Genomic DNA, 14,751 nt, shown 5'->3' with positions numbered 1-14,751 from the left:
GACGATCCACATCGGCACCTAATCACCGCCGTGACGTGCAATGATGGTGACATGAACCCGCTCACCACCACGCAGCTGCGGGGCCTGCGCCTCACCGCCCAGCTGCTCGCCCCCGCCGCGGCTCGTCCCCCACTGCCGGACTCCCCGCACGGGCAGGACGCCGCAGTCCACGCCGTCGCCGCGCACATGCTCGCCAGCCAGGCGCAGAACCTCCCCGCGGGCGTCCGCGCACTGGGACTGCGTGCCGGTGCCCCGATGCTCACCGAGGAGGATCTCACCGTCGCCCACGTGGTGCGCAGCTGGTCGCAGCGCGGCACCCACCACCTGCTCGCCGCCGAGGACGTCCGCTGGCTCACTCGCCTGTGCACCCCGCGGGTACAGAAGGCCTCGGCGAAGCGACGTGGACAACTGGGCCTGTCCGACGAGGACGTCGACGTATGCCGCACCGCTCTGCTGGACGCGCTGGCGGCGTCCTGCACTCCCCTGGCCCGCAGCGAGGCCTACCAGGTGTTCGCCCGCGCCGGCATCGACCCGGAGGGCGGCCGCGGGCCGCACATGCTGCGCCACTTCGGCGGGGAGGGCGACATCGTCCAGGGCCCGCGTTCCTCGGCCGCAGGACGCCCCGAGGACACCTTCGTGCTGCACGACAGCGTGGTGACCGACCCGCGGAACCTCGACGGGGAGGACGCACTGCGCGAGCTCGCCTGCCGCTACTACCGCTCGCGCGGCCCGGCCGGCGTCAAGGACCTGGCGTGGTGGTCGGGACTGACCGTGCGCGACGCCCGCGCCGCCACCGCCCTCGCGCTCGCCACAGGAACGGTCATGGAGGGCTCCACGCAGGACGGACGCAGCGTCCTACTGGCCGACTGGCAAGTCGACGTCACCGCCGCTGAGATCACCCAGGCTCTGGCTCTGACGTTGGAATTACCCGCGTTCGATGAGTACCTGCTCGGCTACGCCGAGCGCTCGGACGTGATCTCGGACGCGGTGGCCGGCGAGGTCGGCCCCACGAAGAACGGGCTGTTCCACCCCTGCCGCGTCGAGGCCGGGGCCGTCACCGGCCGGCTGTGACAACTGAGGACGGTCAAGGACAGTCAAGGACAGCCGCCTACTCGGAGAGCAGGCGCGACTGCTCCTCGGCGACGGCGGCCAGGTCCTCGTTGCTGAGGTAGTCGCGGTCGAAGCGCTGCCACGGCTGCTCCACCATGCGCCACACCCCGGTCGTCCGGTCGCAGAACGGGTGCGCGGCACGCACCCAGCGCATCCACGGGGCGATCTCCCCGGTGTCCGGGTCGATGCGCGTGTAGTGCAGGACCGTGCAGTTGAAGATGGTCATCTCCTTGTCCTTGTCGTAGCGCAGGAACACCTCGTCGCTCCAACGCTCCAGGACCAGGCGGGTGGACCACATGAAGTCTCCGTGGGTCACCACAAGCACGTTGTCCTCGCTGCTCTCACGGTGCAGGGTGCTGAGCATGTTGCGCACCCGGTTCTCCGCGACGTTGGCGATCGACTCCCCCGCCGGCGGCGCCCAGTACAGCGGGTCCTTGCGGCGCAGCAGGGCGTTGTGGGCGTACTGCTCCTCGAAGACCTTGCGCGGCAAGGGCGAGATCTCACCCCAGGAGCGTTCACGCACCACCCGGTTCTCCTCCCACAGCGCACCGTCGAGCTGGAGGTTCGCCGCGGTCTCCCGGGTACGCACGTACGGGGAGGTGATGCAGCGGTCCAGCGGGTCGACGTTGTCGGTGATCCACCGTCCCGCCGCGTGCGCCTGGGCCACACCGGCGTCGGTCAGACGCCATGAGCGGTCGGCGACCAGCATCGTCTCCTCGCTGAAGAGTGCCTGGTCGCCGGCCTTGTCCGCGCGTTGGATCACGTTGGCCTCGCTCTGGCCGTGGCGGACGAGGATCAGGTTCTTCGGCATGGTCACCCCACCCACCCTAGACCTTTCGCCTAGGAACAGTTGCACCCCCTTCTGCTCCGGGGATACCCCGACCCCGGACATGCGGAAAGCCCGGTCCGAAGACCGGGCTTTGCCGTTTCACATACCTTGTACCCCGTACGGGATTTGAACCCGTGTTACCGGCGTGAGAGGCCAGCGTCCTAGGCCGCTAGACGAACGGGGCAAGAAAACGAAGTGCACATCATGTTCAGCGTTTCCGCTGGCCTACCAGGACTCGAACCTAGAACGACGGTACCAGAAACCGCTGTGTTGCCAATTACACCATAGGCCAATCGTTGCTGTGCTCCGCGGTGTTCCCCGCGCTGCCTTGCAACGGTGGATACTATAACCAGAGCGCTCGCACACTCGCAAACTGCCAGGTCAGGACGCCGATCGCGGCGTCCTGCGCCCGCTGCGACCGGCGTACGCCGGCTACAACCCTGTTATTCGGCGGCGACGTACAGCGTGACCGCCCGTGCGGCACGCAGACGTGCCAGCGTGGACTCGCGTCCCAGCAGCTCCATCGACTCGAACAGCGGCGGGGACACCGCCGCGCCCGAGACCGCCACCCGCAGGGCCCCGTAGGCCTTGCGCGGCTTGAGTTCCATCGAGTCGATCAGACGCGCCGACAGGGCCGCCTCGATCTTCTCCGTGACGAACCCCGCGTCACCGAGAGACTCCAGCGCCTCGATCTCCTCGATCGCGGCGTCCAGGACCTCCACGGCTTCCTCCTTGAGGTTCTTCTTCGCCGCCTTCTCGTCCAGCTCCAGGTCCGCGTCGGCGGTGACCAGGAAGCGCAGCAGGCCGTCGGCGTCGCCGAGGGTCTTGATGCGGGTCTGCACCAGTTCCGCGGCGAAGGCGAACTTGTCGGCCGGGTAGTCGGCCGGGAAGCCCTTGTACTCCTCCAGGTAGCTGCGCAGGCGGGTGGTGAAGTCCGCCAGGTCGAGCAGGCGGATGTGGTCGGCGTTGAGCGCCTCGAGCTTCTTCTGGTCGAAACGGGCCGGGTTCGGCTTCACGTCGGCGACGTCGAAGTTCGCCACCAGCTCGTCCACGCCGAACACGTCCTGGTCGGCGGACAGGGACCAGCCCAGCAGCGACAGGTAGTTCAGCATGCCCTCGGGGATGATGCCGTTGTCGCGGTGGTTGAAGAGGTTGGACTCCGGGTCACGCTTGGAGAGCTTCTTGTTGCCCTCGCCCATCACGAACGGCAGGTGCCCGAAGGTCGGGGTCGCATCCGCCACGCCGATGCGCACCAGCGCCTCGTACAGGGCCAGCTGGCGGGGCGTGGACGGCAGCAGGTCCTCGCCGCGCAGCACGTGGGTGATCTTCATCAGCGCATCGTCCACGGGGTTGACCAGGGTGTACAGCGGCTGCCCGTTGGAACGGGCGACCACGAAGTCCGGCACGGTGGACCCGTCGACGTTCATCTCGCCACGGACCAGGTCGTTCCACGTCCAGGTCTTCTCCGGCATGCGCAGACGCCACACCGGCGAACGGCCCTCGGCCTCGAAGGCGGCGACCTGCTCGGAGGTCAGGTCCCGGTCGAAGTTGTCGTAGCCCAGCTTGGGGTCACGGCCGGCGGCGCGGTGACGCTCCTCGACCTCCTCGGCGGTGGAGTACGCCGGGTACACGTCGCCGGACGCCTTGAGCTTCTCCAGCACCTCGACGTAGATCTCCATGCGCTGCGACTGGCGGTACGGGCCGTGCGGGCCGCCGGGCTCGCCGACCCCCTCGTCCCAGTCCAGTCCGAGCCAGGTCAGGGACTCGACGATGGCCTCGTAGGACTCCTCGGAGTCCCGGGCGGCGTCGGTGTCCTCGATCCGGAACACCAGCTTTCCGCCGGTGTGCCGGGCGTAGGCCCAGTTGAACAGTGCGGTGCGGACCATGCCGACGTGCGGGGTCCCGGTCGGCGAGGGGCAGAAACGAACGCGAACATCACTCATGGTGCACTATTTCACCACATCCACTCCCCCGCCACGTCCCCGGAGTACCCGGCGGCCCGCAGCGCACCCACCCAATCGTCCAGCGGGAGGCCGCCGCTGCCCGGTGCGCCGCGTCCGGGGTCGTCGGCGATCTGGACGTGGGCGGGGAAGGTGAACGGGTCGCCGGACCCTTCTGCGCCGTCCAGACCGTCCAACCACGCCGCCACGTCGTCGGTCCGGCTGAGGTGCCACAGGTCGGCCAGCAGCCCGGTCCCGGGGAAGCTGCTGGTAACCGCGCGGGCGTCGACGACGGTCTGCACGGGGTAGTCCTCGACCCCGGAGCTGGGTTCGATCAGCACGGTGCCGTGGCCTCGCCCCTGCACCAGGTTGGCAAGGGCGGCGGTGTTGTCGAGCTGCATGGGGCTCAACCGGCGTCCTCCCCGCCCGAGCAGAAGGTTGAAGCGGCCGGCGCCGGTGGCGTCGGCCAGCCGGGACATCGCGTCGACGTGGCGCCGGCTCAGAGGTTCCTCGTGCAGGACGCCGCGGTCGCCGGCGGCGAGGTCACCCGCCCAGAAGTTCACGGCGACGAGCGTGAGCCCGCGGCGCGCGAGTTCCGCGACGAGGTCGTCGACCTCCGTGTCGTCCGGCTCCGGGGTGGTCCACGGCCACCACAGTTCGATCCTGTCGACCCCCAGGGCGCCCGCCCTGTCGAGGTCGGGGTGCCCGGCGGGCCTGCCGATCGAGCAGTTCACCGCCGTCGTGCCTGCTGTACCTGTCATGCCTGCCGTCCCTCACGTCGGAATTGTCCCCAATCTACGCGACCCGCCGGAGGCGCATCGGCCATAATGAGCCCCATGGTTGAATCCCCACACTCCCCCAGGGTCGCCCCCAGGGTCGCAGTCGTCACCGGTGCCGGCGGCGGGCTGGGCCGTGCCTTCGCCACCGCCTTGGCGCAGGAGGGCTGGAGCGTCGCCGCGTTGGGACGCAGCGTCGGCACGCTGGAGGCCACCGTCGAGGCGTGCCGCACGGCAGGCGACACGGCGGGCGGTTCTGCCGACCATCTCGCCGTCGTCTGCGACGTCACCGACGAGTCCTCCGTTTCCGCCGCATTCGACCAGGTCACCAGCACCCTGGGAGGCCTCGACCTGCTGGTCAACAACGCCGGCGTCCCCGGAGCCACCGGGCGGATCGACACCGTCGACGCCGCCGCCTTCGAGGCCACCATCGCGACGAACCTCACCGGCACCTTCCTGTGCACCCGGGCGGCCTTCTCCTGGATGGCCGCCCATGGCGGAGGACGCGTCGTCAACAACGGCTCCATCGCCGCGCACGCCCCGCGTGCCGGCGCGGCGGCCTACGCCGCGTCCAAGGCCGCCGTCGCGTCCCTCACGGTCTCCACCGCGCTGGACGGACGGGGCCGGGGTATCACCGCCACCGAACTCGACATCGGCAACGCCGCCACCGAGCTGCTGGGCACCTTCACGGCTGCCGACCCTGCCGCCGAACCCACCTTCGACGCCGCCGAGGCCGCCCGTCTGCTGGTCAGCGTGGCCGACATGCCGACCGGCGTGTCCGTGGACCGGGTCACCGTCACCGCCGCAGGCATGCCGTACCTCGGGAGAGGATAGGGACGACCGGCGATAATTTCAGTTTGTTTCCCACCCCTGAGTACGGTGACGGTGTGATCAACAACGATCGCCCGTCAACTGCGCCGGACTTCCTGCTCTCCCGCGCGTCGGGCAGCATCCGCACCCAGGGGACACGCGCGTCCTTCCCCGACCCGTTCGAGGCCGCCACGGCCCTGCGCGACGGCAGTGCGCGGCTCGTCGTCGGCGCCGTCCCCTTCGACACCGCCAACCGGGCCGCACTGACCGTGCCAGGCAGTGTGGTCGAGACCGAGGGGCCGCTGGAGCCGCCGGCCTACTACCGCGGCCGTGAGTTGGGCGAGCTGCTCGAGGTGCTCAACGTGCACCCCACCAGCAGTTCCGAGGAGTACCAGTCCACGGTGGCCGCCGCCATCGAGACGATGCGCACCACCACCCTGCGCAAGGTGGTGCTCGCCCGCGCGGTGGACATCGAGTTCGCCGAGGAGGTCGACCCGCTGCTCATCGCCGCCCGGCTGATCGACCTGTCCGCCCACCGCGACGGTTTCGCCGTGGACCTCTCGGCGACCGGACGCTCCGACGACCGTGGCACGATGCTCGTCGGCTCCTCCCCCGAGGTGCTCATCCGCCGACGCGGCACGACCGTGGAGGCCCGTCCGCTGGCCGGCTCCGCCGCCCGGCTGGCCGACCGCGGTGCCGACGAGGCCGTGGGACGCACGCTGCGCGACTCCACCAAGGACCTCACCGAGCACCAGCTGGTCGTGGACCACTACCGGCAGGTGCTCGGCGGGGTGTGCTCGGAACTGTCCATCCCCCGGACCCCCGAGCTGATCAAGACCAACGAGATGTGGCACCTGGCCACCCCGGTGCGCGGCACACTGCCGGACCTGCACTTCTCCGCACTGGACCTGGCGTTGATGCTGCACCCCACACCCGCCGTCGGGGGGACCCCCACCGACGACGCCATCGGGATCATCAACGAGGTCGAGGAACCACGCTGCTTCTACGCCGGCTTCGTGGGCTGGTGCAACGAGGACGGCGACGGCGAGTACATGGTCAGCATCCGCTGCGCCGAGATCGCCGGTGCCACCGCCAGGGCGTGGGCCGGCGGCGGGATCATCGCGACGTCCTCCCCCTCGGCCGAGGCCGCCGAGACGACCGCCAAACTGCAGACCGCACTGCGGGCACTCAACGTGCCCGCCGCGATGCGGGCGGTCTGACATCCCCCTGTAAGAGGCTCCAGGTAGAGGCTCTAGTAGGCCTCGATGGGGTTGACCAGGTGGCCCAGGCCGGGGATCTCGATGTCGATCCGGTCGCCGGGGACCATCTCGGCGGTGCCGGCCGGGGAGCCGGTGCAGATCACGTCGCCGGGCAGCAGGGTGAACGCCTGGGAGACCCACTCCACGATCTCGGGGATGGCCTTGATCATCTGGTCGGAGTTGGAGTCCTGCTTGGTCTCGGTCACCCCGTCGTGGGTGAGGTGCGCCTTGATGGGCAGGTCGGTCAGGTCGGCGAAGTCCAGGTCCGTCTCGATCCACGGGCCCAGCGGGCAGAAACTGTCCAGACCCTTGGCGCGCGACCACTGGCCGTCGGCGAACTGCAGGTCGCGCGAGGAGACGTCGTTGACGATGGTGAAGCCCAGGACGACGTTCTTCCAGTCGTCGCGCTTGACGTCCTTGCAGGGCTTGCCGATGACGATGGCGAGCTCACCCTCGAACTCCACGCGGGTGGCCCACTCCGGCTTGCGGATCGGCGCGCCGGTGCCGACCACGGCTGTCGGCGGCTTCAGGAACAGTGTCGGCGGCAGGTGCTCGGCGGACTTGTTGAACACCTCCTTGACGTGGTCGGCGTAGTTGCGGCCCACGGCCACGACCTTCGACGGCAGGATCGGTGCAAGCAGGCGGACGTCCTCGAAGGCCCAGCTGCGCCCGGTGAACTCGGGTTCCCCGAAGGGGTGCCCGGCGATCTCACGGCAGGTCGCGCCGGTTCCGTCGGCCTCCCCGCCCTCCAATGCCACGAAGGCCATGCCTTCCGGATGTGCGATTCGCGAAATTCTCATGGTCGGTTAGCTTACAGTGGAAAACTGGACTAGCTGTGGGCGCCCCCGGATTCCAGGCAGTTACACCTGTGCCGACCGTAGGGTCGAGTAGGGTGACCGGCCGTTGGAGGGGGAGGTCATCGCCAGGAACAGCTCCGCACACGACAGCGCGTCGGTCACCGCCCGGTGCGGCGGGTAGGTCGGCAGTCCGTAGCGTTCGCGGATGCGCGGCAGGCGCAGGTCCTCCCCCCGGGGGTGCACGGACCTGCGCTGCATGCGCCGGCGCTCCAGTGCGTAGGTGTCCAGGGTCGGCACCGTGAGCCCGGTGCCGAAGGCCGTCCGGCACGCCGCGGAGAGGAAGTCCTGCTCGATCATCGCGAAGTGGGCGAGCATCGCCCGGCCCTGCAGGGCCTCCAGGAGCTCGCCCAGCGCGTCCTCCAACGGCATGCCGGCGTCGACTACGTCGTCCGTGAGCCCGTGCACGGTCGCCGACTGGCCCACGCCCTCGTCGTCGTCCTGCGGTCCGGCGATCACCACCTCGCGTGCCCCGGACAGCACGATGCGCCGTCCCTCCATCGGCACCCAGCCGATCGACAACAGCCGGTCGGACGACAGGTCCAGCCCGGTGGCCTCGACGTCGACGGCGAGGACCGGCAGGTCCTCCAGGCGCGTCGAGCCGGCCGGGGGACGCTCGGCGTAGAAGTCCGCCAACGCCCCGGTCGCCCGACGCCTGTTCCACGTCCTGCGCAGCATGCTCACGTGTTCCTCACCGGGTACTTCACGGCCAGGGAGGTCTGGATGCTCTTGATGATGCCGAAGGCGTCGCGCAGGTTCTCCCGGTCGAGCTTGCCCAGGTTGTCCGGGTCGATGCGGTAGTCGGCGACCTCCCCGCTGCGCAGCTGGCCGGCCTGGTGGCGCAGCGAGAGCGCCTTGAGGAAGTTGAAGGCCTCCGTCAGGTCGCGGGCGGCCTTGTGCGTCAACGCCCCGGTGGACGCCGCCTGCGCCAGGCGCTGGTGGGTGCCCACCGCCTTCACCCCGCCCATCAGGGCGTACAACCGGGCGATCTGCACGATCGGCGCGGTGCCGCCGGCCTTGACGTCCAGGGTGTTGCGGTAGTCGCCGCCACGCTGGACGACCAGGCCGCGGAAGATGCCCAGCGGCGTCTCCTTGCGTGCGACCAGGGCGGCGAGCCGGGCGTGGAAGCGCGAGGAGCTGCGTGCCAGGGCCACCGAGTAGCGGTGCACCCGGTCGGCGAGTTCGCGCGCACCGTAGACCGGGCGCATGTCGAAGAAGGTCTGGGCGTGCAGCAGCGCGTCCGGGTTCGGCGCGGTGACCCAGGTGTGGAAGGAGTCCTTCCACTGGTCCACGGTCATCCGCCACTTCGGGTTCATCGCCATCATGTCGCCGGGGCACAGCCGCTGGCCTGCCTCGTCCAACCCGGTGCACACCAGCCGGCCCAACTCGGCGAAGTACTCCCCGTGCAGTTCCTCGTCATAGGAGTCGTGCAGCACCAGGCCGTTGTCCTGGTCGGAGGAGAAGCCCACCGCCCGGCGCGCCTGGGAGCCGATGACGATGAAGGCGTAGGGCACCGGCGGGGGCCCGAGCTCCTCCTCGGCGAGCACCAGCAGCCGGCGGGCCAGGGAGTCCAGTGCCACGGTGAGGATCTCGCTGGCCTCCTCGGCCGAGGCACCGCGGGTGATGAACCCGCTGGTCATCTCGGCGGTGTCGTTGATGATGCTGCGCATCTGCTCGGTGTCGGTGGCCTTGGCCAGGTCCGCGGTGAGGTAGATCGGGTCGTTGCGCAGCGCACGCATGATGTCGGAGGCCGAGATCACCCCGATGACACCGTCGCCGCCGCCGTCGAGCCCGCCGACGACGGGCAGGTGGTGCACGCCCTGCTCACTCATCATCAGCATGGCCTCGAAGGCGGTGGTGTCCGAGGAGGTGGAGAACGGGTTCTGCGTCATGATCCCGGACACGGCGGTCTCGGTGTCCAGGCCCGCGGCGAGCACGCGGGTGCGCAGGTCGCGGTCGGTGATGATGCCGACCAGCTCATTGCCGGAGACGTCCGGGAGCTCGGGGCCTGCGGTGTCGGCGGGGTCGGCGGCTCCTCCCGTGTCCCCGGAGTCCCCGGTGTCGGCGGTGTCCCCCGTATCGGCGGTGTCGGCGAGGACCGGCAGGCAGGAGATGCTGTTCTCGCTCATCAGCTGGGCGGCCTCGCGCACACTCGCCTCACAGCTCACCGACACCAGGTCACGGTCCACCAGCTCGGCGACGTGGGTGCGCAGTGCGTCCGACCCGGAGCGCACGCTGAGCCGCTCGGCAGCGGCGCGGATGCGTTCGGACACCCCGGCGAAGTAGCGGGCGACCTCGGGGTTGCGCTCGATCAGGCCGCGGACCTCCTCGCGGTCCATGGTGAGAAGGAGGCTGTCCTCGACGGCGATCATGGTGTAGTGCGACGGACCCGGGTCCACCCCGAATCCGCCCTTCGTGACGATGGTGGAGTGGCCGAAGAAGCGGCCGGCGCCGCGGCGGTCGAGCAGCACGTCCTGGGAGTCCAGGACGTCGACGGCGCCGGAGCGGATCACGTAGAGGACGTCGTTGGGCTGCCCGGCGGTGATCACCGTCTCCCCGCGGCGGACGTAGATGATCTCCATCTTGGCCGGCAGGTCGTCGAGTTCCTCGTCCGGCAGGTGGCTGAACGGCTCGTGGCCGCTGAGGAACCGCCGGACCTCGTCAAGTTCCACGCTCATGGTCGGCAAGTGTATGGGGTGGGCGCGGGGCACCGGACACCCCCAACCCCGAAGTGGGGGTATAGGCAACGAGTTTCACATCAATTCGTGGCATAGTGCTGTATTCCACTGTGACGTGGATTACCCTGACGGGCATGGCACTGGAACACGCGATCATGATCTCCCTGGCGGAACGCCCGGGGACCGGTTATGACCTGGGACGACAGTTCGCCACATCCCTGGGCCACTTCTGGCCCGCCACCCGCCAGCAGATCTACCGGACGCTCGGACGCCTGCACGACGACGGACTGGTGACGTGTCGCGACGTCGCCCAGGACGGCAGGCCGGACAAGAAGATCTACACCCTCGCCCCCGCCGGGCGCACCGCCTTGCACGACTGGATCGCCGACCCGTCCGAGGTCATGAAGATCCGCGACGACCTGTCGGTCAAGATCCGCGGCGCCGAACACGGCGACCTGCGCGACCTGCTCGCCGACGTCGCCGCGCACCGCGACGCCCACACCGAGACGCTGCGGCTCTACCGCAGCTACGAGGCGCGCCAGTTCCCCGAGCTCGCCGGGAACGGCGGGAACGCCACAGACGGCGGCAGGACCGCGCTGACCGGACGCCGCCTGCACCAGCACCTCGTCCTGCGCCTGGGCATCCGCCTGGAGACCAGCTTCGTGGACTGGTGCGCCGAGGTGATCGACGCCCTCGGCAGTACCGGCACAGAACCGACCACACCTGCGACCACAACTGCGACCACACACGAGAAGGAAGACGACGGATCATGACGAGTTCCCCGTTCCCCCACCTCTTCAGCCCCCTCACCATCGGTGGCCTCACCCTGCCGAACAGGTCGGTGATGGGGTCGATGCACACCGGCCTGGAGGACCGCATCTGGCACGCCGACGAACTCGGCGAGTTCTACGCCGAACGCGCCCGCGGCGGTGTCGGCCTCATCGTCACCGGCGGCATCGCCCCGCTGCGCAGCGGTGACCTCATGCCCTTCGGCGGACGGATGGCCACCCCCCTGGCGGTGCTGCACCACCGCCGTGTCACCGACGCCGTCCACCGCGAGGGCGGGCGCATCGCCATGCAGATCCTGCACGCCGGACGCTACGGGGTCACCCCCTTCAAGGCCGCCCCCGGTTCCGAGCCCTCCCCGATCCACCCGTTCAAGCACATGCGCATGACCGAGCGGATGATCCGTCGGGCGATCCGCTCCTTCGGACGCGCCGCCCGCCTGGCCCGCAAGGCCGGCTACGACGCCGTGGAGATCATGGGTGGCGAGGGCTACCTGGTCAACCAGTTCCTGTGCCCGCACACCAACGACCGCACCGACCGCTGGGGCGGCTCGACGGCCAACCGCCAGCGCTTCCTCATCGAGGTCATCGACGAGATCCGCCGGCAGGTCCCCCGCGACTTCCCGGTCATCCTGCGCCAGTCCATCGCCGACTTCGTCAAGAACGGCCAGACCTTCGACGAGATCGCCCTGCTCTCCCGGCGCGCCGAGCGCCACGGGGTCGACGCCATCAACACCGACATCGGCTGGCACGAGGCCCGCGTGCCCACCATCGTCACCTCCGTGCCGCGCGGTGCGTTCGTGAAGTTCACCGAACGGCTGCGCGACGAGGTGTCCATCCCCCTGATCGCCTCGAACCGCATCAACACCCCCGAGGTCGCCGAGGGGATCCTGGCCAACGGCAAGGTCGACGCCGTGTCCATGGCCCGCCCGCTTCTCGCCGACCCCCACTTCATGGCCAAGGCACAGCAGGACCGCGCCGACGAGATCAACACCTGCATCGGCTGCAACCAGGCCTGCCTGGACCACATCTTCGTGGGCAAGAGCGTCTCGTGCCTGGTCAACCCGCGTGCCGGGCGTGAGACGAAGCTGGTGCTCTCCCCCACGCGCCATGCGCAGAAGATCGCCGTGGTCGGTGCCGGACCGGCGGGTCTGTCCGCCGCGGTCTCCGCCGCCGAGCGTGGTCACCACGTGGAGCTATTCGAGTCCCGCGACGCCATCGGCGGACAGTTCTCCATCGCCGCGAGGATCCCGGGCAAGGAGGAGTTCCACGAGACCATCCGCTACTTCTCCACGCGGCTGGACACCCTGGGTGTGGACGTCCACCTCAACACCCGCGCCAGCGCGCAGGACCTCGTCGACGGCGGCTTCGACCACGTCATCGTCTCGTCCGGCGTGGCCCCGCGCATCCCCGACATCGAGGGCGTGGACCACCCCAGCGTGATGACCTACGCCGACGCCGTCCTGGGCGACCGCGAGATCGGCGACCGCGTCGCCGTGCTCGGCGCCGGTGGCATCGGCTTCGACGTCTCCGAGTTCCTCACCACCCCCACCGGGCCCGACTCCCCCACCCTGAACCTCAAGGAGTGGGAGCAGGAGTGGGGTGTCGACAGCGACCCGGCCGCCGTCGGCTCACTGACGAAGCCGCGTCCCTCCGCGCCGCTGCGCAAGGTGTACATGGTGCAGCGCAAGAGTTCCCGGCAGGGCAAGTCGCTGGGCAAGACCACCGGCTGGGTGCACCGTGCGGCGGTGAAGATGAAGGAGGTCGAGCAGATCAGCGGGGCGACCTACGAGAAGATCGACGACGACGGCCTGCACCTCGCCTTCTACGAGGACAAGGACGGCACCCGCACCCTCACCGACCGTCGCGTGCTGGAGGTCGACTCCATCGTGTTGTGCACCGGCCAGGAGTCCGTCACCGAACTCGTCGCACCGCTGCGGGAGGCGGGGGTGACCTTCGACGTCGTCGGGGGCGCCGATCTCGCCGCCGAGCTGGACGCCAAGCGCGCCATCCGGCAGGGAACCGAGGCCGCCGCCGCGATCGCCTGAGTTCCGCGATAGGGTCGGGACGGTCCCCTCCCCCCGCCTGACATCGTCCGAAAGGCCAGACAACGTGTCCCTGTCCCGCCGCAAGTTCCTGCTGAGCGCCGGAGCGTTCTCCCTGGCCGCCGTCGTCCCGCTCGCCGCCTGCTCGCGCGACGGTTCCGGTAGAGCGCAGGACGCCACGTCCGGCGACAGCCAGGCCACCGCCGAAGACGGCGTCGGCGTGGCCGTCGTTCCCGACGACCCGTCCGGCGTCGCCACGAGCGCGGCTCTCTTCGCCTCCGCGAGCACCGCGGTGCTCGTGGCGTCCGACCCCACCCCGGAACAGGTGGGCACCGCCTGCACCCTGGCCCGGGACAACGGCGTGCCCGTCCTGCTCGACGGTGCCGGTGGCGATTCCGGTCCCGTCATCCAGGAGCTGTCGCGGCTCGGTGCCACCGACGTCGTGCTCGTCGGCGGCAGTGCCGACGACGTCGACGGCCTCGGGGACCTCAACGACATCACGGTTCACACCGTCGACACCGGCGATGCAGACAACTGGCCCGAGGACCTGGACCCCGGCGTCGCTGGCGAGGACCTGGAGTCCGCGGGAGTGGCACTCGCCGCCAGCACGTCCTCCCCCGTCAGCGTCGCCACCACGGTCGCCGCCGGATACTCGCTGACCCGCGTCATCGCCCCCGACCCACGCTCCACCGACGAGTCCGTGGCCGCCAGCGTCGAGGCGATCACCGGCGACGGCAACCTCATCGCCCTCGGCGACCACTTCGGCACCGCCGACGACCTGCGCCGACGCGCCGAACTCGCCGCCACCGTGGAAGGCAACCTTCCCGGCGGCGGACAGGTCATGTTCCCCGGGCGCAAGATCATCGCCCTCTACGGCCACGCCGCCGAACCCCTGCTCGGCGTGATGGGCGAACAACCCCCGAAGGACGCCGTGGAACGCGCCCGCCGCCTCGCCGCCGAGTACGACGCCACCAGCGACGTCCCGGTGATCCCCTCCTTCGAGATCATCGTCACCGTCGCCGCCGCGGAACCCGGCCCCTCCGGGAACTTCAGCAACTACAGCGACCCCGCGGAGGTCGTGCCCTGGATCGACGCCATCGTCGACGCCGGCGGCTACGCCATCATCGACATCCAGCCCGGACGCGAGACCCTGCTGCAGCAGGCCCAGCACTACGCCGACCTGCTGAAGAACCCCTCGGTCGGCCTCGCCCTGGACCCGGAGTGGCGGCTCGGCCCCGACGACCAGCCGATGGTCGAGGTCGGCCACGTCGACGCCTCCGAGATCAACGAGGTCGCCGACTGGCTCGAGGGGCTCGTGGTCGCCGAGAAGCTGCCGCAGAAACTGCTGATGATCCACCAGTTCCAGCTCCAGATGATCCGCAACCGCGAGAACATGACCACCGGCACCGACAACGTGAGCGTCGCCGTGCACTGCGACGGGCACGGACCGCAGGGTGTGAAGATGGAGACCTGGAACGTGGTGCGCCAGGACCTCGACCCCGCGATCGCCCTGGGCTGGAAGAACTTCATCGACGAGGACGAGCCGATGCTCGACCCCGCCCAGACCGCCGCGATCTCGCCGACCCCGGACATCGTCAGCTACCAGTAGGTGGCGTGCAGGTGGTGGTCGGGTGGCGGGGGGCTACGCTGCTCCCCTGGCCCCTA

General features: G+C 69.8%; 12 protein-coding genes and 2 tRNA genes. 6 read left to right on the top strand and 8 right to left on the bottom strand.

Annotation, left to right across the window (positions count from 1 at the left end; all coding sequences use genetic code 11):
* The first annotated feature begins 51 nt into the window (after window positions 1-51).
* Window positions 52-1,071 carry a winged helix DNA-binding domain-containing protein gene (locus ACT3S3_RS05595; RefSeq protein ID WP_301444085.1) on the top strand — a complete coding sequence of 340 codons (1,020 nt, stop codon included), beginning with the start codon at window positions 52-54 and terminating at the stop codon, window positions 1,069-1,071.
* Between the two features lie 37 nt (window positions 1,072-1,108).
* Here ACT3S3_RS05595 and ACT3S3_RS05590 read toward each other — a convergent pair whose 3' ends face one another.
* The 5 genes from ACT3S3_RS05590 to ACT3S3_RS05570 all read right to left on the bottom strand — a co-directional run bounded on the left by ACT3S3_RS05590 (window position 1,109) and on the right by ACT3S3_RS05570 (window position 4,640).
* Window positions 1,109-1,921 (bottom strand): histidine phosphatase family protein, encoded by an 813-nt coding sequence (locus tag ACT3S3_RS05590; RefSeq protein WP_444626424.1) that lies wholly within the window; start codon window positions 1,919-1,921, stop codon window positions 1,109-1,111.
* 129 nt (window positions 1,922-2,050) lie between these two features.
* Window positions 2,051-2,123, bottom strand: a tRNA-Glu gene (locus ACT3S3_RS05585).
* Between the two features lie 36 nt (window positions 2,124-2,159).
* Window positions 2,160-2,231 (bottom strand) — tRNA-Gln (locus ACT3S3_RS05580).
* A gap of 151 nt (window positions 2,232-2,382) precedes the next feature.
* Window positions 2,383-3,882, bottom strand: a complete 1,500-nt coding sequence (gene gltX, locus ACT3S3_RS05575; protein ID WP_441582068.1) for a glutamate--tRNA ligase — start codon at window positions 3,880-3,882, stop codon at window positions 2,383-2,385.
* A gap of 11 nt (window positions 3,883-3,893) precedes the next feature.
* Window positions 3,894-4,640, bottom strand: a complete 747-nt coding sequence (locus ACT3S3_RS05570; protein WP_301443923.1) for a TIM barrel protein — start codon at window positions 4,638-4,640, stop codon at window positions 3,894-3,896.
* Between the two features lie 75 nt (window positions 4,641-4,715).
* Here ACT3S3_RS05570 and ACT3S3_RS05565 point away from each other — a divergent pair, with 75 nt between their 5' ends.
* Window positions 4,716-5,489 (top strand): SDR family oxidoreductase, encoded by a 774-nt coding sequence (locus tag ACT3S3_RS05565; protein WP_301443924.1) that lies wholly within the window; start codon window positions 4,716-4,718, stop codon window positions 5,487-5,489.
* 53 nt (window positions 5,490-5,542) lie between these two features.
* Window positions 5,543-6,685 carry an isochorismate synthase gene (locus tag ACT3S3_RS05560; protein ID WP_444626423.1) on the top strand — a complete coding sequence of 381 codons (1,143 nt, stop codon included), beginning with the start codon at window positions 5,543-5,545 and terminating at the stop codon, window positions 6,683-6,685.
* 32 nt (window positions 6,686-6,717) lie between these two features.
* On the opposite strand, the gene ACT3S3_RS05555 is transcribed toward ACT3S3_RS05560, so the two are convergent.
* Genes ACT3S3_RS05555 through ACT3S3_RS05545 form a run of 3 tightly spaced genes read right to left on the bottom strand, consistent with a single transcriptional unit; the run spans window position 6,718 to window position 10,256 of the window.
* Window positions 6,718-7,524: a fumarylacetoacetate hydrolase family protein gene (locus tag ACT3S3_RS05555; RefSeq protein ID WP_441578844.1), complete on the bottom strand. Its 807-nt coding sequence runs from the start codon at window positions 7,522-7,524 to the stop codon at window positions 6,718-6,720.
* A 60-nt stretch (window positions 7,525-7,584) separates the two neighbouring features.
* A complete protein-coding gene (locus tag ACT3S3_RS05550) occupies window positions 7,585-8,256 on the bottom strand; it encodes an exonuclease domain-containing protein (protein WP_301443890.1) in 672 nt (223 codons plus the stop codon).
* A 2-nt stretch (window positions 8,257-8,258) separates the two neighbouring features.
* A complete protein-coding gene (locus ACT3S3_RS05545; RefSeq protein ID WP_444626421.1) occupies window positions 8,259-10,256 on the bottom strand; it encodes a DUF294 nucleotidyltransferase-like domain-containing protein in 1,998 nt (665 codons plus the stop codon).
* A 134-nt stretch (window positions 10,257-10,390) separates the two neighbouring features.
* On the opposite strand from ACT3S3_RS05545, the gene ACT3S3_RS05540 reads away from it, so the two are divergent.
* The 3 genes from ACT3S3_RS05540 (at window position 10,391) to ACT3S3_RS05530 (ending at window position 14,695) form a co-directional block, all read left to right on the top strand.
* The gene (locus ACT3S3_RS05540; RefSeq protein ID WP_301443892.1) at window positions 10,391-11,029 is read left to right on the top strand and encodes a PadR family transcriptional regulator; all 639 of its coding nucleotides are present in this window, start codon (window positions 10,391-10,393) and stop codon (window positions 11,027-11,029) included.
* Entirely contained in the window at window positions 11,026-13,089 is a 2,064-nt protein-coding gene (locus ACT3S3_RS05535) for an oxidoreductase (protein ID WP_444626419.1), read from the top strand. Before ACT3S3_RS05540 ends, ACT3S3_RS05535 begins: the two co-directional genes overlap by 4 nt.
* A 64-nt stretch (window positions 13,090-13,153) precedes the next feature.
* Entirely contained in the window at window positions 13,154-14,695 is a 1,542-nt protein-coding gene (locus ACT3S3_RS05530; protein WP_301444045.1) for a hypothetical protein, read from the top strand.
* Window positions 14,696-14,751: the final 56 nt, after the last annotated feature.

This window comes from Corynebacterium sp. AOP40-4SA-5 (assembly GCF_052377355.1).
GTDB lineage: Bacteria > Actinomycetota > Actinomycetes > Mycobacteriales > Mycobacteriaceae > Corynebacterium.
Note: the sequence above shows the minus strand (reverse complement) of the source record. Positions and strands in the feature narration are given on the sequence as shown.